Here is an 18,478-nt window from a genome sequence, read left to right as displayed (position 1 = left end):
CGGTCAGAAGATCCGCCGGGCCTTCATCTCGGGAAAGACGTCGGCGATGCGCACGACGTCACCCGTGGTGGGGGCGTGGATCATCTGACCGTTGCCGATGTAGATGGCGACGTGCCCGGGACCGCCGGACTGCCAGTTACCGAACAGCAGGTCGCCGGGTCTCGCCTGATCCATCGGAATCTCCTGCCCGACGTTCCACTGGGTCTCTGATGTCCGTGGTAGGGCGATGCCCGCGGCGGCATGGACCGCGAATGACGTCAGCCCCGAGCAGTCGAATCCGCCGCCGGAGGGGCCGTCGATGTTGCCGCCGCCCCACACGTAGGGCAGACCGAGGTAACGGACGGCTGATTCGACCACCCGCCCACCTGCGCCGTCGCCCAGCGGAATCCCGATGAGCGGCGCGAGCAGCTGCGCGAACGACGGTTCACTGCCCCGGATCTTCGCGACATACGGTTTGGTCTGGTTCTCGTAGTCGGGGCTGCCGGAGGGCATCCCCCCGGATCGCAGGACGGCACCCGATCCGGCGTTGTATGCCGCAATGGTGAGATCGAGGGTGTCCCCGGATACACGGCCCTGACGCTTCCATGCGTCGATCTGTTCGTGCATGTCGCACAGCAGATTTCCCGACGCCATCACGGGGTCGGCGATGCCGAGCACGTCGGCTTTTCCGTCCTCGTCGGCGTCCTTGCCGTAGATCGCCCAGGTGCCGGGCATGAACTGTCCGGGTCCGAGCGCGCCCGACGGGGACACCGGTGCGGTGGCACCGTACCGGAATCCGTTCTCGGCGGCATACAGCGCCGCGATGGTCGCCGGTGTGATTCCGTCGCAGATGGCTCCGGCCTTGCGCAGCCACGGTGCGAACAGTGCGATCGCACCGACCGGGGCGAGGGAGGCACGCGGAAAGGCGGCCGGAACCGGTTGCAGCACAGACCCCGTGCCTGTTGTTGCATCGCCCTCGTCGGCAGGCGGGCTCGACAGGAACACCGGTGCCGGTGACGCCGATTCCGGCACCGACGATGGTGCAACCGGCTGCGGGGACGGCGCGGGCTCGGTTGCCGGCGGCGGGGTGAGAGCGCCGGCCGGCAGATGCGGTTCGAGTGCGGCAGCTGCGGCGGCGGTGGCGTCGTCCACCGCCTGCTGCGCGGGTGCGCGCACCGGCTCGGGCAGCGCCGCGATCACGTCCGACACCTGCTGGTCGGCGCTCGGCGCCGAGTACGACTCGAGGGTCTGCGTCGCCTGATCCTTGATCTCCGGCGGCGCATCGGTGCCCTGGATGAACGCACCGGCGGCCGCGACCACGGCGACGATCAGGGTCGACGGATCAACGGACATCGACCGCACCTTCGAGCGACGCGGTGTTGTCGTCGTAGAACCAGCCGTCGGAAGTCTGGTCGAGACTGTCCTGGATGGCGAACTGGGCGCTCTCGGGCAGAGTGTGCATGATGCGGCGGACGCGTTCCTGGCGGCGGGCGACCGCCTGGCGGAACGGCATGCCCGGGGTGGCCTTCATCTGCGGGACGATGCCCTCGACGTCGTCGACACCGCCGGCGTGGTGGCCGGCGTCGACCATGGCCTGTTCGGCGGCCATGGTGGCTTCGTCCTTCTCCTCGGACATGCCGATCGGGCCGATCATGGTGCCGCCCAGGAACTGCTTGACCACCGGTTCGTCCGAGGTGAGTAGCACTTCGCGGGGTCCGAACATCACCAGTTTCCGGCGGAAGAGCATGCCGATGTTGTCGGGAACGGTGCGGGCGAGGTTGATGTTGTGCGAGACGATCAGGATGGTCGCGTCGATCTCGGCGTTGATGTCGATCAGTGTCTGGGAGATGTAGGTGGTGCGGACGGGGTCGAGTCCGGAGTCGGGTTCGTCGACGAGGATGATCTGTGGGTCGAGCACCAGGGCGCGGGCGAGGCCGGCGCGTTTGCGCATACCTCCGGAGATCTCGCCGGGCAGTTTGTCCTCGGCCCCGAGCAGGCCGACGAGTTCCATCTTCTCCATCACGATCGTGCGGATCTCGGATTCGGATTTCTTGGTGTGCTCCCGCAGCGGGAACGCGACGTTGTCGTACAGGTTCATCGACCCGAACAGGGCGCCGTCCTGGAACAGCACCCCGAACAGCTTGCGGATCTCGTACAGCTCCTTCGAGGAGCACTCGAGAATGTTGGTGCCGTCGATCACGATCGACCCCTGCTCCGGACGGAGCAGACCGATCAGCGATTTCAGGAACACCGACTTACCCGTGCCCGACGGCCCGAGCAACGCACTGACCTCACCGGCCGGAAGAGTCAACGAGACGTCCTGCCAGATCTTCTGCGAGCCGAACGACTTGGTCAGTCCTTCGACGGATACCTCGACACCCACGACAACCTCCACTGATTGGGGATCGGCCCGAATCGTTCGGACCGGTAATGACTGAGCGAGGAGTGCGCACGCAGACGGAGGCGGCGCCATGAGACTCGCATGGGGCTCGTCCGCTGCGGCGAATGCCCAGCGTTGATCGACTATCGAGATATACCACCACACAGCGTCTCGGCGTAAGGACCATTTGTCGAATTGCGTATCCGGTTGCGTCGAAAGCGCTCTCGTCGCGAAGGCTGGTTCGCCGACTTTTCGGCTACCATTCCAAACGGGTATAGACAATGCATATGAACACGATGTATGGTCGCGATGTGCTGCGACGAAGCAGCCATTCAGCGAGAACAAGGAGTCTTTCGATGCCGGCCACTGAAGCGCTGATCTTCGACGCGATCCGGACGCCACGGGGTAAGGGAAAGCCGGGCGGCGCTCTGCACACCGTCAAACCGATCGATCTGACAGTCGGGTTGATCGGTGATCTCCTTGATCGCAATCCCAGCCTGGATTCGAATCGTGTCGACGACCTCGTTCTCGGCGTCGTCTCCCCGGTCGGCGAGCAGGGTGGAAACGTTGCTCGCACAGCGAGTATCGCTGCCGGGCTGCCGGACACGGTCGCCGGGGTGCAGATCAACCGCTTCTGCGCATCGGGGCTCGAGGCGGTGAACATCGCAGCGCAGAAAGTGCGTTCGGGGTTCGAGGACCTGGTATTCGCAGGTGGCGTCGAGTCGATGTCCCGGGTGCCCATGGGGTCCGACGGCGGCGCGTGGATGGACGATCCGGCCACCAACCTCGCGAGCCACTTCGTTCCCCAGGGTGTGGGCGCCGACCTGATCGCAACGATCGAGGGCTTCACCCGTGAGGACGTCGACGCCTACGCCGTGCGTTCACACCAGCGCGCGAGCCACGCTCAAAAGGAGGGCCGGTTCGACCATTCGACCGTCCCCGTCCGAGACCTGAACGGCCGGGTAGTGCTCGACACCAACGAGATGATCAGGCCGGGTACGACGGTCGAATCGCTGAGCGGGCTGCGGCCGTCGTTCGCCGCACTGGGCGAGACCGCAGGATTCGATGCGGTTGCGCTGCAGAAGTTTTACACGGTCGAGCGTATCGACCATGTCCATCACGCGGGCAACAGCTCTGGAATCGTCGACGGCGCATCCCTGTTGGCGATCGGAAGCGAAGAAGTCGGACGCGAACTCGGGCTTACACCGCGGGGACGTATCGTGGCGACCGCGGTGTCCGGCGCCGATCCCACCATCATGCTCACCGGGCCCGCCCCTGCCTCGTGGAAGGCACTGGCAAAGGCTGGACTGACGCCCGCCGACCTCGACCTGGTCGAGATCAACGAGGCATTCGCCTCGGTCGTCCTACGGTTCGTCCGCGATCTCGACCTCGATCTCGACAAGGTGAACGTCAACGGCGGCGCCATCGCGATGGGGCACCCGCTCGGCGCCACCGGAGGCATGATCGTGTCCACCCTCCTCGACGAACTGCACCGCACCGGCGGGCGTTACGGCCTCGTCACCCTCTGCGTGGGCGGTGGCATCGGCATCGCCACCGTGATCGAAGCACTCCAGGCAAGCTGAAACCGGAAGGACCGCACAGGCTATGAGCCACAACCCGATCATCCGCTGGGAACGTGACGACGACGGAATCGTCGTGCTCACGATCGACGACCCGACTCAGCGCGTCAACACGATGAATGCCGGCTTCGTCGACGCGCTCGAGGCAGCCCTCGACCGCATCGAGACCGAACGCGACACCATCACCGGCGTCGTCGTCACGTCCGGCAAGGACACCTTCTTCGCCGGCGGAGATCTCAACGATCTCCGGGATGCATCGAAGGACCGCATCGACGAGTTCGCGACGTTCGTCGACCGGAACAGTGCGCTGCTGCGCCGCCTCGAGACAATCGGACGGCCCGTCGTCGCGGCAGTCAACGGTTCGGCGCTCGGCGGCGGACTCGAACTCGCGCTGGCCACCCACCATCGCGTCGCACTGGACGGTCCGCGGAACTACGTCGGACTGCCCGAAGTGACCCTCGGCCTGCTGCCCGGCGCCGGCGGCGTCGTGCGCTCGGTGCGGATGCTCGGCGTGGAACGTGCGCTCTCGGAACTCCTTCTGCAGGGGCAACGTCGCACCGTCCGGTCGGCACGTGAACTCGGGATCATCGACGAGCTCGTCGAGTCGCGGTCGGAACTGGTTGCCGTGTCGAAGAAATGGATTATCGCGAACCCGGACGCTGCTCAGCCGTGGGACGTGAAGGGCTACCGCATTCCCGGCGGAACACCCGGCGACCGGAACGAACAACTGCACTCCCGCCTCCCGGCAATACCCGCTCTACTGCGCAAACAGTCGAAGGGAGCGAACTACCCGGCCCCGCAGAACATCGTGGCGGCAGCGGTGGAGAGTACCCAGATCGATTTCGACAACGCGCTGCGGGTGGAGGCCCGTTACTTCCTCGACCTCGCGACTGGGCAGGTCGCCAAGAACATGATCCAGGCCTTCTTCTTCGACATCCAATCGGTGAACGGCGCCCGCGGGCGCAGCGCCGATCGCACGCCCTGGCGCGCACGAAAGGTCGTTGTCCTCGGGGCGGGCATGATGGGCGCCGGAATCGCATACGAGTGCGCCCGCGCCGGCATCGACGTCGTCCTGAAGGACGTGACACTCGAGGCCGCCGAACGAGGCAAGGGATACTCGCACAAGCTGGTCGACAAGCAGGTCGCTGCGGGGAGGACCTCGAAGGACAAGGGCGAGGCACTTCTCGCCCGCATCACGCCCACCGACCGCGCGGAAATGGCCGACGGCGCCGATCTGGTGATCGAGGCAGTGTTCGAGGATCCCGCCGTCAAAGCCCAGGTGCTCGCCGAGATCGAACCGTACCTCGCCGACGGCGCCCTCATCGGATCGAACACGTCCACCCTGCCCATCACGGGGCTGGCCGAGAACGTCCCCCGACCTGAAGACTTCATCGGACTCCACTTCTTCAGCCCCGTCGATCGCATGCCGCTGCTGGAGATCATCAAGGGGGAGAAGACCTCCGCCGACACGCTGTCGCGGGCACTGGACCTGGCGAAGCAGATCGCGAAGACCCCGATTGTCGTCAACGACAGCCGGGGATTCTTCACGAGCCGCGTGATCGGTACGTTCATCAACGAGGCCCTGGCGTTGCTCGGCGAGGGTGTCCCGGCGACGACGATCGAACAGGCCAGTTCGCAGGCCGGATACCCGGCTCCCGTGCTGCAGCTGACCGACGAACTGAACCTCGAGCTGCTGCGTCGGGTTCGTGACGCGAGCATGCAGGCCGCGCAAGACGCCGGTCAGGCCTGGATCGGTCACCCCGCCGAGGCCGTGCTCGACCGCATGCTGTCCGAGTTCGGGCGGGCAGGCCGGCTGGCCGGAGCCGGATTCTACGAATACGACGAGAATCGCAAACGTACTCGGCTCTGGACCGGTCTGTCGGATGCTTTCGGCGGTGCGAATGCCGACATCCCGTTCGACGATGTGGTCGAGCGGCTGTTGTTCGCCGAGGTCATCGAGACCGTGAAGTGCCTTGACGAGGGAGTCCTCGAAGCGGTTCCCGACGCCAACGTCGGCTCGATCCTCGGTATCGGGTTCCCCGGATGGACGGGCGGAGTCCTGCAGTTCGTCGACGGATACGAGGGCGGTGTCGCGGGCTTCGTCGCCCGAGCCCGATACCTCGCCGAGACCTACAGCGACCGCTTCACGCCGCCCGAATCACTTCTCCAGTTGACGGAATCGGGCACGACGCTCGCACGGTTCCGATCCGCCGAATTGGTCGGCACCCCCTAGACGGCCAGGCGGACGGGAGCCGATTCGGCCCCGTCCGCCGGGCATTCCACGTCGCCCGGCCGTGTGGTCGCGGAGCACGAAGAGGAGAGAAATGAGTTCGACGTTGGTGGAGGTCGAGCCCGGCGTCCGGGTCAAGGTACTCGAACTGGGCGTCGGCGACCCGGTGCTGTTGATCCACGGCTGGAGCCTGAGTTCCGCGGTGTGGGACCGCCAGATCCGAGTGCTCGCCGAAGCCGGGCATCGTGTCCTCGCGATGGACCTGCGCGGACACGGCGAGTCCGATGCGCCTTTGAGTCGGTACGACATCGACCGGCTCGCCGACGACGGCGCAGCAGTTCTGGATGCATTCGATGCGCGCGGCGCCACGGTCGTCGGCTGGTCGCTGGGCGGTATGACCGCTCTGCGCATGGCTCACCGATTTCCAGGTTCGGTCGATCGCCTCGTGCTCGTCGCCTCCAACGGAGTGGCCGGGGCGCGGCAGCCCGACTACCCGTTCGGTGTGCCGGCAGACGCGGTCGAGGGCGGCATGCACGCGGCCGAGCACACCGGACGGCTGGACTACCGGAGGCGGGCGGTGGGTGACCCGTTCGGCACACCGCCGGACGGGCAGACCCTCGACTGGCTGCAGCGCATCTCCCTGCAGACGCCGAGCTGGGCGGCGAACGCGTGCATGACGACGCTCCTGCGGACGGCGCAGGCGTTCGCTCTGGACGGCCTCGATATCCCGGTCACCCAGATCATCGGCACGGCGGATCCGGCGCTGTCCGTCCGCGGCGCGCGCTGGGTGCAGGAGCGGATCGGAAGCACCCTGGTGGAACTCGACTGCGGGCACTATCCGATGCTGGAGCGACCGGACCTGTTCGACGAGGCGCTGCTCCGCGCGGTGCGCAAGCCGAAGGAACCGACGGTGCGGCGGGTCGAGGCACCGTCCAGTCACAGTGTCCAGACATAGGGTATTGTTCGAATCGTGAGTACACGGCCGGTAGTGCGACAACGACCCCGCGCCCATGACGGGCAGCGTGGCGCCGAGGTGGCGGTGTTCGAGGCGACGGAGCAGTTGCTGCAGGAAACCTCGATGCAGGATCTCACCGTCGCGCAGATTATCAAGCGCGCCGGCCTGTCGCGAGCGAACTTCTATCACTATTTCGCGTCCAAGTACGACGTTCTCGTCGCGATGATCGCGCGACTCTTCGACGACGCATACGCGGAGGCCGGCCCCTGGCAGGCGCCTCCCGGTAAGACCCGGGCCAAGTCGATGGACGCCAGCATGCGCGGGACCATCGACATGTGGTCCGGGCACGGTGAGGTGATCTGTGCGGCGGTCGAGCAGATGCACAGCGTGCCCGCCGTCGCGGCCGCGTGGAAGGTCATGCTCGAGCAGTTCGTCGGGGCCGTCGCCGAGCAGATCACCCACGAGCGCGCGAACGGTGCCGCCCCGGATGGTGCGCCCCCGGAGATGATCGCCACCATGCTGGTCGGGGGCGTCGAGCGAACGTTCTACGTCGGTTCCAAGGAACTCGACGAGCGACTGCCGTCCGCAGAGAGCGCCGTCGAGTCGATCCTGGCGCTCACCTTCGCCGCGATCTACGGCAGCCAGCGGCCGGTCAAACGAGCGAAGCGCAAGAAGTCGACAGCCGAGAGTCCGCAGGCGGTGGCCACGACAGCGGCAGCGCCGGCTGTAGGGGAGGGAACGGCGAGAACCGACACCGCAGCCACCATCCTGCAGGCGGTCAACGACTTGCTCCAGGAGCAGACCCTGGACGAACTCAGCGTCGCCCAGATCCTCGAACGCGCCGACGCGTCCCGTGGGACCTTCTACTTCTATTACGGAAGCAAGGACGACGCATTCGTGGCGTTGTTCAAGGAATTCGCCGAGCGAATCGCGAGTGGATTCGAACTGCTGGTGCAGGTGGATCGCAACGACCCGGCCCGGATCCGGGATCTGGTGGCCGATTGGCTCGATCTGGACGAGGCCACCCTCGCGGTTGCCCGCAACGCCGTCCACGAATGGCCCCGACGCCCGGAACTGCGGCGGCACTATCTCGACACGATGACCCGGATGACGTCGGCCCTCCAAACCATGATCGAGGCCGACCGTGCGGCCGGAATCGCCGTCGACGGCCCTCCCGCAGCGGAATTCGCGGCCGTGTGCATGTGGACCATCGAGCGAACCGTCGCCGGCTCGATGGCGAAGGAAGAGCACCTCGAAGACCTCGGCGCCGTGACGAAACTGCTCGGCGAATTGCTCGTCTCCGCCATTTACGGTCTCTGACCCGTGAGTACTTGTTAACCGCCGGCGGTTAACAAGTACTCACGGGCCGCAAGGCACGCCTCCTCGCGAGGCGTGCCTTTTTGCGTTTTCGGGGGCGGTCGGCGGCACCTCCGAATTCATTGACATCGCGTCTGAACACTCTGTATTGTTGGTGACATGACTCACATTCTCACCTCTCCCGTGGCCGGCGGCGGGTTGCCGACTCCGCTCGTCCGTACCATCGAAGAACTGACCCCCGAGTGGATGACCGCCGCACTTGCCAAGGCGCGGCCCGGAATCCGGGTGAGGGGGGTGGACATCGATCGCGTCATCTGGGGCTCGGCCACAAAGGCGTTCGCGAAGCTCGCGTTCGACGGCGAATCGCAGGGAGTCCCCGAAAGAGTCTGCATCAAGGGTGGATTCGACGATCGAAGCCGGGCATTCGGACTCGGCGCCGCCTACGAACTCGAGGGGTGCTTCTATCGCGACCTCGCGCCGAATCTTCAAGCGGAGGTTCCCGCCTGTTACTACGCGGAGGCCGAACCCGAGCAGGGCATCGTCATCCTCGAGGATCTCACCACGCGTGGAGCCGAATTCGGCGAGGCGACGAACCTGTGGTCCGTCGACAGCGTTGCCGAAACGCTCGAGGTGCAGGCCAGCTGGCACGGACCCCTGTGGGGCAGCACGAAAGGGCAGTACGAGTGGTTACCTGTCGGCGTCGAAGCGGCCCGGCAGGCGTTCCAGGTCATGCTCAGCCCCGAACAGTTCCACCCGCTGATCAGCCGGGACGAGGTTCCCGAGCTGTCGGCCGGACTGCAGGACGACGAGCGGGTTCGCCGCGCCTTCCGTGCACTGTGGGAGCACGACGACAGCGCGGTGCACACCATCAACCACGGCGACGCACACTTCGCGCAGCTGTACCGGATTCCGGGCCGGGCACCGGCGTTCCTCGACTGGCAGACGGCGTGTCTGGCGCCGTGGTCGCACGACGTCACCTACTTCATCGGCTCGGCACTCAGTATCGAGGATCGTCGGACCCATGAACGAGATCTCCTTGCGCACTACCTCGACGCACTGGAAGCCTATGGCGGTCCACGTATTTCGCGGGACGGCGCCTGGGCAGACTATCGGCGGCACACGCTGCACGGCTTCGCGTGGATGTGCGTTCCCACTGTCATGCAGCCCTCGGAAACCGTTGCCGCCATGGCGCATCGATACGCGGCTGCTATCGAGGACCACGACCCGTTCGCCCTGCTCTTCGGGAACTGACGCTCCCGAGGCCGGCCAACGGCTGCATCCTTCTCGACGGGGATGAGCCGAGAGAACTCTTCATCGCCATGCGTTTCGGCACTCTCTCTGGCTCGTCCCCTTTTTCGTGTCCAGAACTGCCCAGCCTCTAGTGATTGACATCACGTATGAACACTTTGTATGGTCACTCTATGCAGCAGACCACGACGTCGGGACCGGCGCCCGATTTCTTCACTGACCAAGATCTCCGCGACGCACTGGCGGTGGCGAATCTGCCCACCCTGCTCGCGGCCCTGGCGCACCTGACCGGCGAGGACCGCTGGATCGACGAGCCGTTCGTCCCGACACCGCCCATGGACCTCGGCGACCACGACTCCGGCGGATTCGCCGAGGACGTCCAAAATCGAATTCGTCTGGAAGCCTTCGAGGTTCTGCGCCGGTACCGCGACGGTGAACTCCCACCCGCGCCGGAACCCGACCCCACCCGGCTCGTCCAGCTCCTCAGCGTGTCGCTGGGCGAACAGTTGCCTCACGACTACGGCGAACTCCTCGGCGAGGAGCTCGGAATCTACCCCCGAGCCTCGGCTCCCGCGGCGGCCTTGGAGGGTGAGGTTCCACTGCGAGTCGCCATCATCGGCGCCGGACTGTCGGGGCTGTGCCTCGCCATCCGACTCGAACAGGCGAACATCCCGTACGTCATCATCGAGAAGAATGACGACGTCGGCGGCACATGGCACGAAAACGTCTACCCCGGTTGCGGTGTGGACACCCCGAGCAACCTGTACTCCCTGTCGTTCGCACTGAACCCGGACTGGACCCGGTACTTCGCGGGCCGCGACGAACTCGCCGAGTACTGGCGTTCGCTCGCGGACCGGTGGAACATCCGCCGGAACATCCTGTTCTCGACCGAAGCGGTGTCGGCCGACTACGACGAGGACCAAGCGCTCTGGAAGATCGTGACGCGCGGCGCGGACGGACTCGAGGACGAACTCGACGCCGGTATCCTCGTCAGCGCGGTGGGCCTGCTGAACCGCCCCAGCACCCCCGCCATCCGCGGACTCGACACCTTCGACGGGCCCTGCCTGCACACCGCGCGCTGGGACCGCGACATCGACATCACCGGTAAGCGCGTCGCGGTGATCGGCACCGGGGCGAGCGCCATGCAGTTCGTCCCTGCCGCCGCCGGAGTCGCGAGCAACGTGCGCGTTTTCCAGCGTTCCCCGCAATGGGCCATGCCGCACCCCAACTACCGCCGGGACATCCCCGAGGGCATCGCGTTCCTGAACCGCCATGTTCCGAACTACCAGGGCTGGTACCGCCTCCGGCTGTTCTGGCGGATGGGGGACAAACTGCACGGGCTCCTGCAGATCGATCCCGAGTACCCGCACGCCGACCGCGCGATCAACCGCAGCAACGACAAACTCCGCAAGATCCTCACCGCGCACATCGAGAGCGAACTCGACGGTCGACCCGACCTTCTCGAGAAGAGCCTGCCGTCCTACCCGCCCTACGGCAAGCGTCTGCTCATCGACAACGGCTGGTTCCGCACGATCCGCCGCGACGACGTCGACCTGGTGACCGAGAACATCGAGAAAGTCACCCCCCGCGGCGTGCGCACCGCGGACGGTGTCGAACACGATGCCGACATCATCGTTCTGGCAACCGGATTCGACGCCGTCCAAGTCCTCGGTTCGGTCGACATCCGCGGTCGGGGCGGACAATCGCTGCGTGACTACTGGGGACACGACGACGGCCGCGCCTATCTCGGCATCACCGTTCCCGGATTCCCCAACTTCTTCTGCCTCTACGGTCCGAACACCAACACCGGCCACGGCGGCACCGTCGTCGCGGGCACCGAGATCCAGGTCCAGTACGTCACACGTGTCCTCGCCGAGATGATCGACGAGGGCCTCGCGAGTGTCGAAGTCCGGCAGGACACCTTCGACATGTACGACGACGAACTCGGAGAGGCACTCTCGCGCACCATCTGGACCCATCCCGGCATGACCACCTACTACCGCAACAGCCGGGGACGTGTGGTGACCAACAGTCCCTGGCAGTACATCGAGTACTGGCGCCGCACGCACCAGCCGAACATGGACGACTTCGACGTGGAATCAGCGCTGTCACCGGCAGCCCGGACGGATGGAAGCTTCGCATGAGCACCGCAACTCGCAAGGCCGCCCCTGCACCGGCACCGATCGCCGCCACCATGGATGCCTCGGCGCAGGTCGCTATGCTGCGCAAGACATTCCGCAGCGGACGCACCCGCTCGCTCACCTGGCGTCGCGCCCAGCTCGAGGGGCTCTCCCGGCTGTTGTCCGAGCGGGAGACGCATCTCGCCGCCGCGGTCGAACAGGATCTGGGACGCTCGGCGATCGAGACCTTCATGGGTGACCTCGCCCCGGTCCGCGCCGAGATCCGGCACACACTGAAGAACCTGGAGCGGTGGTCACGGCCGCAGCGTGCAGCGCTGCCCGTGACGCAGCAGCCGGGAAAGGCATGGACCGTGGCGGAACCGAAGGGCGTGGTCCTGGTGATCGGTGCCTGGAACTTCCCTCTCCTGCTCACCCTCCAACCCCTCGTGAGCGCCCTGGCGGCAGGCAACGTCGTGCTCGTCAAGCCGTCGGAGTTGGCCCCGCGCACCGCGCAGGTGCTGGCCGAGTTGCTACCGAAGTACCTCGACCCGTCCGCGGTCGTCGTCGCCAACGGAGGCGCCGAGATGAGCACCGCGCTCCTGAAGGAGAAGTTCGACCATGTGTTCTTCACCGGATCAGCGCGTGTCAGCCGCCTGGTCGCGACCGCGGCCGCCGAGCACCTCACCCCCGTGACGCTCGAACTCGGCGGCAAGAGCCCGGTGATCGTGGCGGCCGACGCCGACCTCGATGTCGCGGCGCGGCGGATCGCGTGGGCGAAATGCGTCAACAGCGGACAGGCCTGCATCGCACCCGATTACGTTCTCGTCGAGGACTCGGTGCGGTCGGCGTTCGTCGAACGGCTCCTGAGGGAGCTCGACAACGCCTGGCGAGCGGAACCCACCCGGATCGTCAATGAGAACCACTTCGATCGCCTCGCCGCACTCCTGGACGGACACGGCGGCGACACGACCGGTGGGCAACGCGACCGCGGCACCCTCCGATTCGGCGCCACGGTCGTCACCGACCCCGATCTCGACTCGCCGCTCATGACCGAGGAGATCTTCGGGCCGATTCTGCCGGTGGTGACGGTGACGTCCGTCGACGACGCCGTCGAGATGGTGAACAGCCGGCCGAAGCCTCTCGCGCTGTATCTGTTCACAGAGAACGACGACACCGTGCAGACCGTCCTGGGCAACACCTCCTCGGGCTCGGTCGGTGTCAATCACCTCCTCTACCAGCTACTCGTCCCCGACCTCCCGTTCGGCGGCGTCGGTGCCTCCGGGACCGGCGACTACCACGGCGAGCACGGGTTCGCGACCTTCAGCCATCGAAAGGCCGTGTTGCGCAAGCCGACGAATCCGGATCCGTCGTTCGCCTACCCGCCCTACGGAGCCTTCGCAACCCGGCTGCTCCGCCGCCTCATGGGATAGCTGCCGGCGCCGAATCGCCCGGCCCCTCTTCGCAGTAAAGGAACCAGAGCGTTGTCATCTCGAGTATCCCGCTGTGCCTGCACAGCTCCGCATCCAGAGAAGGGCGTGTCATGAGTGTGCCTGTGCGCGAGTCCGCGACCGCGAAAATTGCGTCCGGCGTCGGCACGGGGCTGCGCGCCGTCGGAGGCTTCTTCGAGTTGTGCGGCGAGACGTTCCGGGCCATGGCGAAGCGTCCCTTCCAGTGGCGCGAACTGGTCCTGCAGTCGTGGTTCATCGTGCGTGTCGCGCTGCTGCCGACGCTCCTGGTCGCATTGCCGTTCACCGTGCTCGTGGTGTTCACCCTCAACATCCTGCTCGTGGAGTTCGGCGCGGCCGACCTGTCCGGCGCCGGTGCCGGACTCGGCGCGGTCACACAGATCGGCCCACTGGTCACCGTGCTCATCGTGGCGGGAGCGGGTGCCACGGCGATCTGCGCCGATCTGGGTGCCCGCACCATCCGGGAGGAGATCGACGCAATCCGGGTGCTCGGAATCGACCCGATCCAACGACTCGTCGTGCCACGCGTGCTGGCGTCGATGTTCGTGGCGGTCCTGCTCAACGGCCTCGTCATCACGATCGGGCTCACCGGCGGGTTCCTGTTCTCCGTCTACATTCAGAACGTCACCCCCGGTGCATATGTGTCTTCGCTGACGTTCGTGACCGGGCTGCCGGAGGTGATCATCTCGGAAGTCAAGGCCACACTGTTCGGACTGATCGCCGGCCTGGTGGCATGTCACCGCGGGCTCACCGTGAAGGGCGGCCCGAAGAGTGTCGGCGACGCGGTGAACGAGACCGTCGTCTACGCCTTCATGGCGTTGTTCGCGGTCAACGTCGTGGTCACCGCTATCGGCGTCAAATTCGGAACAGGAGCCTGACCACCATGGCAGTGCACAAGACCGTTGCCGGAAGCCGGCACCCGAAACTGGCTGATGCGGCCGGGGTCCCGGTCCGCATCCTCAAAGCGATCGGGCATCAAGCAGACTTCTTCGGCAAGACCATCCGGCTCGCCCCGCACGCAATCTCCAGCTACAAGAAGGAGACCGTGCGACTGATCGCCGAGATCGGTATGGGCTCGGGCGCGATGGCGATCATCGGCGGTACCGTCGTCATCGTCGGATTCATGACACTCTCCGGCGGAACACTTCTCGCGATCCAGGGATTCAGCTCGCTCGGCAACATCGGTGTCGAGGCTCTGACCGGATTCTTCGCGGCGTTTATCAACGTCCGCATCGTCGCCCCGGTGATCTCGGGCATCGCTCTCGCCGCCACGATCGGCGCGGGCGCCACCGCCCAGTTGGGCGCCATGCGCATCAGCGAGGAGATCGACGCCCTCGAAGTCATGGGCATCCGCTCCATGTCCTATCTCGTGTCGACGCGTCTGATCGCCGGCATGATCTCGATCGTCCCGCTCTACTCGATGGCCGTGATCATGTCATTCGTCGCCTCCCAGTTCACCACCACATACGTGTACGGGCAGTCCTCCGGTGTGTACGACCACTACTTCACCACCTTCCTGCGGCCCACCGACCTGTTCTGGTCCTTCCTGCAAGCGGTGGTCATGGCGCTGGTCGTGATGCTCATCCACTGCTACTACGGCTACCACGCACGCGGTGGACCCGCCGGTGTGGGAGAAGCGGTGGGACGTGCGGTCCGGACGTCGCTGATCGCGGTCGTCTCGGTGACCCTCATTGCATCCCTGGCGATCTACGGAGCGTCCGGCAACTTCAATCTTGCGGGCTAGGGGTAAGGATCATGATCTCGAGAAGAAGTGCCAAGTCGCACTATCACCCGCCGCCGCTGAAAACGAAGGGCGCAGCGCTCGTCCTCGGACTCGCGGCGATTCTGTTCGGCTGCCTGCTGTCCTTCAAAGGCGCGTTCACCAGCACGGTTCCCCTGACCGTCGTGTCGGACCGATCCGGCCTCGTGATGGATCAGGGAGCCAAGGTGCAGCTGAACGGAGTCCAGATCGGCAAGGTCCGTGACATCGACCACGTGGCCGACGGCGCGAGCCTGCAACTCGACATCGACGAGCAGTGGTTCGGCCTCCTCACCGCCGATACGGTCGCGGAGATCAAAGCCACCACCGCGTTCGGGTCGAAATACGTGGCCCTCGAGGTTCCGGACGGATCGTCGGGCGAGCCGCTCGCGGCAGGACACAAAGTGCGTTCACGCAACGTCACGACCGAGATCAACACGGTGTTCGAGAATTTGACGTCTGTCACCGAGCACGTCGACGCGGCAAAGCTGAACGCGACACTCGGCGCGGTCGCTACCGGTCTGCGCGGCCGCGGTGATCAACTCGGCACTACGTTCACCGACGCCAACACCTTCCTGGCAGCGGTCAATCCGACCCTGCCCACCCTCGCGAACGACTGGCGCGACACCGCCATCACGGCAGATACCTACACACAGGCGGTGCCCGACTTCATGGCATTGCTCGGCAACGCCAGCGTCACCTCGGACACCCTGGTAGCCGAGGAGAAGCCGCTCGAGTCCACCCTCCAGGCCTTCCGGACGATGGGCGACGAGGGATTCGGTATCGCATCCGAGAACGAAAAGAACTTCCTCGACACCATGAGACTGTTCGTACCCACGACGGCGCTGCTGGCCGAATACAGCCCCGAGTACGCCTGCCTCTTCCAGCAGGCCGCAACGACCGCGGAGGCCGAGCAGCGCTTCGGTGCCGGAAATACCGGTTACTCACTCGAACTGGATGCGGGAATCATGCCCGGTGACGACAACTACACGTATCCCGAGAATCTTCCGATCGTCCAGGGGCGGGGCGGCCCCGGTGGCGCTCCCGGCTGCTATCCGGAGATCACCAAGGACATGTTCCCGACCCCGCACCTGGTGGTCGACGGCGGCGCGAACATCGCGAACGCGACCGCGCCCCGCGCGGGATCGCCGAGCTTCGTGGAGTACCTCTTCGGCACGGCCGTGGGAGGGGTGGCCCCGCGATGAAGATTTCAGCAACCGCAACGAAACTCGCGATCTTCTCCATCGTGATGGTGCTCTTCACCGCAGCGGTCGTCATCGTCTTCGGTCAGTTCCGCTTCGGCAGCGAAAGACAGTACAGCGCCGTGTTCGACGACGTGTCCGGGCTCCGGGACAACGAATTCGTCCGGGTTGCGGGCGTCGAGGTCGGCAAGGTGACATCGGTCGACGTGCGGGAGGACTCCACGGCGATGGTGACCTTCACGCTGACGAAGAACGTGCCCCTCACCGAATCGACCCGTGCGGCGGTGAAGTTCAGCAACCTCATCGGTGATCACTACCTCGAACTCGTCGAAGGGTCCGGCCCGCTCACACCGCTGGGCGAAGGCGACACCATCCCCGTCGAACGCACGGTCCCGGCACTGGATCTCGACGCGCTGATCAACGGATTCCGGCCACTGTTCAAGGCGCTCGACCCCGAACAGGTCAACGCGTTGTCCGGCTCCCTCGTCGACGTCTTTCAGGGACAGGGCGGCACCATCGACCACTTCCTGCAGCAAGCCGGACAGCTGACGTCGGTCCTCGCCGACCGCGACCAGCTGATCGGTGCCGTGATCGGCAACCTCAACACCCTGCTCGGCACCGTCGACCGACGGAACGCCGAGTTCAACCAGGGCATTGATCAACTCCAGCAACTCGTCTCCCGGCTGGGGGAGCAGTCGGACCCCCTGGGCGACGCCCTCGTCCACATCGACGACGCGTCGAGTTCGATGGCCGCGCTCCTCGAATCGACGCGTCCGGACATCAAGGAAGACATCACCCAGGCCGGCCGGCTGTCCGACCAGGTGGTCGCCGACCAGGACTACATCAACTGGGCGTTCAATTCCCTTCCCGCGGCCTACAACAAACTGTCGAGGCTCGGCCTGTTCGGCGACTTCTTCACGTTCTACCTCTGCGATGTGCAGCTGAAGGTGAACGGTCCGAACGGAGATCCCGTGTACATACCGATCGTCGGCCAGCGGGCCGGGAGGTGCACTCCAAAATGATTCGCTCCAAGACCGCACGAATGGGCCTGATCGGTATTGCGATCACCCTCATCGTCGTGCTCACCTCCATGAACTTCGAGAAGTTGCAGTACCTGACCACGTCCTCCCGCTATTCGGCGTACTTCGGTGACACCGGCGGCCTGCTCAGCGGCGACAAGGTCATGATCGCCGGCGTCGAGGTCGGCAAGGTCCACTCCGTCGAACTCGACGGGGACAAGGTCCTCATCGAGTTCACGGCGGACGGAGTCCGCCTCGGCAGCAAGACGGAACTGTCGATCAAGACGCGGACGGTGCTCGGGAACAAGTACCTCCAGGTCACACCGCGCGGCGGCGACGACCTCCTCGCCACGGACGACGTCATCCCGCTCGCCCAGACCACCACGCCGTACCTGCTCACGGACGCGCTCGGCGACCTCACCACGACGATCAGTGGACTCGACACCGACAAACTGACCGGCGCCCTGCAGACGCTGGGCGACACGCTCGATCAGACTCAACCGAACCTCAGCGCGGCACTGGACGGAATGTCCCGCTTCTCGGACACGGTGAGCTCCCGGGACCAACTGATTCAGGATCTGTCCCGCAACGCCGAATCGGTCACGGGTGTGCTGTCCGAGAGGAGCAATCAGATCGACAGGCTGCTTGTCGACGGCAACACCCTGTTCGCTTCGCTCGAGCAGCGCCGCCACGCAATCGACACTTTGCTCGGCAATGTCACGGCGGTGACGGCGCAGGTGAATGGTCTCGTCGACGACAACGAAGCACAACTGCGGCCGGTGCTCGACCAGCTGAACACGACGACCAGCCTGCTGAACCAGCAGAAGGACAATCTCGCGGCGTCACTGAAGCCGTTGTCGCAGTATGCGACGTCCCTCGGTGAGTCCGTGGCCTCCGGTCCGTTCTTCAAGGCCTACATCATGAATTTGCTGCCGGGCCAGTACCTGCAGCCGTTCATCGACGCCGCGTTCGCGGAGCAGGGCATAGGCCCCGGCACCCTGAACGGGCAGAACACCTTCCCGGTGACCTGTGGCGACAACAGCGCACCGGGCGCCGTTCCCCCCGGGAGCACGACCCCATTGCCGAACCCGAGCAACTGCCCCGTGCAGCCCGGTGAGCTACCGGTCGCGAACTCGACGCAGGCCCCCGCGGCACCCGCCCTGCCGGCGTTGCCGCAGATCTCGATTCCCGGCCTGCCCCCACTGCCCGGATTGGGTGGATAG

At 65.6% G+C, this 18,478-nt stretch carries 14 protein-coding genes; 12 read left to right on the top strand and 2 right to left on the bottom strand.

Translation table 11 applies throughout. The features are described from left to right. Nucleotides 1-3: 3 nt before the first annotated feature. Nucleotides 4-1,332, bottom strand: coding sequence for an NlpC/P60 family protein (locus ROP_RS12585; protein WP_012689736.1), 1,329 nt, complete (start codon nt 1,330-1,332; stop codon nt 4-6). Continuing rightward, the gene (locus ROP_RS12580) at nt 1,322-2,362 is read right to left on the bottom strand and encodes an ABC transporter ATP-binding protein (RefSeq protein ID WP_043824669.1); all 1,041 of its coding nucleotides are present in this window, start codon (nt 2,360-2,362) and stop codon (nt 1,322-1,324) included. Before ROP_RS12580 ends, ROP_RS12585 begins: the two co-directional genes overlap by 11 nt. Nucleotides 2,363-2,715: 353 nt before the next feature. Between ROP_RS12580 and ROP_RS12575 the strand changes: the two genes are divergently transcribed. From ROP_RS12575 to ROP_RS12520, 12 genes are all read left to right on the top strand, one after another. Then, nucleotides 2,716-3,942: an acetyl-CoA C-acetyltransferase gene (locus ROP_RS12575; protein WP_012689734.1), complete on the top strand. Its 1,227-nt coding sequence runs from the start codon at nt 2,716-2,718 to the stop codon at nt 3,940-3,942. A 22-nt stretch (nt 3,943-3,964) separates the two neighbouring features. Next, nucleotides 3,965-6,172 carry a 3-hydroxyacyl-CoA dehydrogenase NAD-binding domain-containing protein gene (locus ROP_RS12570; RefSeq protein ID WP_012689733.1) on the top strand — a complete coding sequence of 736 codons (2,208 nt, stop codon included), beginning with the start codon at nt 3,965-3,967 and terminating at the stop codon, nt 6,170-6,172. Nucleotides 6,173-6,263: 91 nt separating this feature from the next. Further along, the gene (locus ROP_RS12565; protein WP_012689732.1) at nt 6,264-7,124 is read left to right on the top strand and encodes an alpha/beta fold hydrolase; all 861 of its coding nucleotides are present in this window, start codon (nt 6,264-6,266) and stop codon (nt 7,122-7,124) included. Nucleotides 7,125-7,139: 15 nt separating this feature from the next. Continuing rightward, complete coding sequence (locus ROP_RS12560) at nt 7,140-8,444, top strand: TetR/AcrR family transcriptional regulator (RefSeq protein ID WP_231868898.1); 1,305 nt, start codon at nt 7,140-7,142, stop codon at nt 8,442-8,444. Nucleotides 8,445-8,600: 156 nt separating this feature from the next. After that, a complete protein-coding gene (locus ROP_RS12555) occupies nt 8,601-9,692 on the top strand; it encodes a phosphotransferase (protein ID WP_050785066.1) in 1,092 nt (363 codons plus the stop codon). A gap of 170 nt (nt 9,693-9,862) precedes the next feature. Further along, on the top strand, nt 9,863-11,833 hold the full coding sequence (locus ROP_RS12550; RefSeq protein ID WP_050785065.1) for a flavin-containing monooxygenase: 1,971 nt from the start codon (nt 9,863-9,865) through the stop codon (nt 11,831-11,833). Further along, entirely contained in the window at nt 11,830-13,239 is a 1,410-nt protein-coding gene (locus tag ROP_RS12545) for an aldehyde dehydrogenase family protein (RefSeq protein ID WP_012689728.1), read from the top strand. Before ROP_RS12550 ends, ROP_RS12545 begins: the two co-directional genes overlap by 4 nt. 110 nt (nt 13,240-13,349) lie before the next feature. Continuing rightward, nucleotides 13,350-14,153, top strand: a complete 804-nt coding sequence (locus ROP_RS12540) for an MlaE family ABC transporter permease (protein WP_012689727.1) — start codon at nt 13,350-13,352, stop codon at nt 14,151-14,153. 5 nt (nt 14,154-14,158) lie between these two features. After that, the gene (locus ROP_RS12535; RefSeq protein WP_012689726.1) at nt 14,159-15,019 is read left to right on the top strand and encodes an MlaE family ABC transporter permease; all 861 of its coding nucleotides are present in this window, start codon (nt 14,159-14,161) and stop codon (nt 15,017-15,019) included. Nucleotides 15,020-15,030: 11 nt separating this feature from the next. Then, nucleotides 15,031-16,239: an MCE family protein gene (locus ROP_RS12530; protein ID WP_012689725.1), complete on the top strand. Its 1,209-nt coding sequence runs from the start codon at nt 15,031-15,033 to the stop codon at nt 16,237-16,239. Continuing rightward, entirely contained in the window at nt 16,236-17,258 is a 1,023-nt protein-coding gene (locus ROP_RS12525) for an MCE family protein (RefSeq protein WP_012689724.1), read from the top strand. Before ROP_RS12530 ends, ROP_RS12525 begins: the two co-directional genes overlap by 4 nt. Next, nucleotides 17,255-18,478 (top strand): MCE family protein, encoded by a 1,224-nt coding sequence (locus ROP_RS12520; RefSeq protein ID WP_012689723.1) that lies wholly within the window; start codon nt 17,255-17,257, stop codon nt 18,476-18,478. The genes ROP_RS12525 and ROP_RS12520 overlap by 4 nt, the downstream gene beginning before the upstream one ends.

This window comes from Rhodococcus opacus B4 (genome assembly GCF_000010805.1).
Lineage (GTDB): Bacteria > Actinomycetota > Actinomycetes > Mycobacteriales > Mycobacteriaceae > Rhodococcus_F > Rhodococcus_F opacus_C.
The sequence above is the reverse complement of the archived record's forward strand: the minus strand, read 5'-3'. Positions and strand labels throughout refer to the sequence as shown.

Excerpts from the sequence above, each read along its gene's own strand:
- ROP_RS12520 (WP_012689723.1), top strand. The coding sequence starts at position 17,255 with ATGATTCGCTCCAAGACCGCACGAATGGGCCTGATCGGTATTGCGATC.
- ROP_RS12570 (WP_012689733.1), top strand. The coding sequence starts at position 3,965 with ATGAGCCACAACCCGATCATCCGCTGGGAACGTGACGACGACGGAATC.
- ROP_RS12575 (WP_012689734.1), top strand. The coding sequence starts at position 2,716 with ATGCCGGCCACTGAAGCGCTGATCTTCGACGCGATCCGGACGCCACGG.
- ROP_RS12555 (WP_050785066.1), top strand. The coding sequence starts at position 8,601 with ATGACTCACATTCTCACCTCTCCCGTGGCCGGCGGCGGGTTGCCGACT.
- ROP_RS12525 (WP_012689724.1), top strand. The coding sequence starts at position 16,236 with ATGAAGATTTCAGCAACCGCAACGAAACTCGCGATCTTCTCCATCGTG.
- ROP_RS12550 (WP_050785065.1), top strand. The coding sequence starts at position 9,863 with ATGCAGCAGACCACGACGTCGGGACCGGCGCCCGATTTCTTCACTGAC.
- ROP_RS12565 (WP_012689732.1), top strand. The coding sequence starts at position 6,264 with ATGAGTTCGACGTTGGTGGAGGTCGAGCCCGGCGTCCGGGTCAAGGTA.
- ROP_RS12585 (WP_012689736.1), bottom strand. The coding sequence starts at position 1,332 with ATGTCCGTTGATCCGTCGACCCTGATCGTCGCCGTGGTCGCGGCCGCC.
- ROP_RS12530 (WP_012689725.1), top strand. The coding sequence starts at position 15,031 with ATGATCTCGAGAAGAAGTGCCAAGTCGCACTATCACCCGCCGCCGCTG.
- ROP_RS12545 (WP_012689728.1), top strand. The coding sequence starts at position 11,830 with ATGAGCACCGCAACTCGCAAGGCCGCCCCTGCACCGGCACCGATCGCC.
- ROP_RS12535 (WP_012689726.1), top strand. The coding sequence starts at position 14,159 with ATGGCAGTGCACAAGACCGTTGCCGGAAGCCGGCACCCGAAACTGGCT.
- ROP_RS12540 (WP_012689727.1), top strand. The coding sequence starts at position 13,350 with ATGAGTGTGCCTGTGCGCGAGTCCGCGACCGCGAAAATTGCGTCCGGC.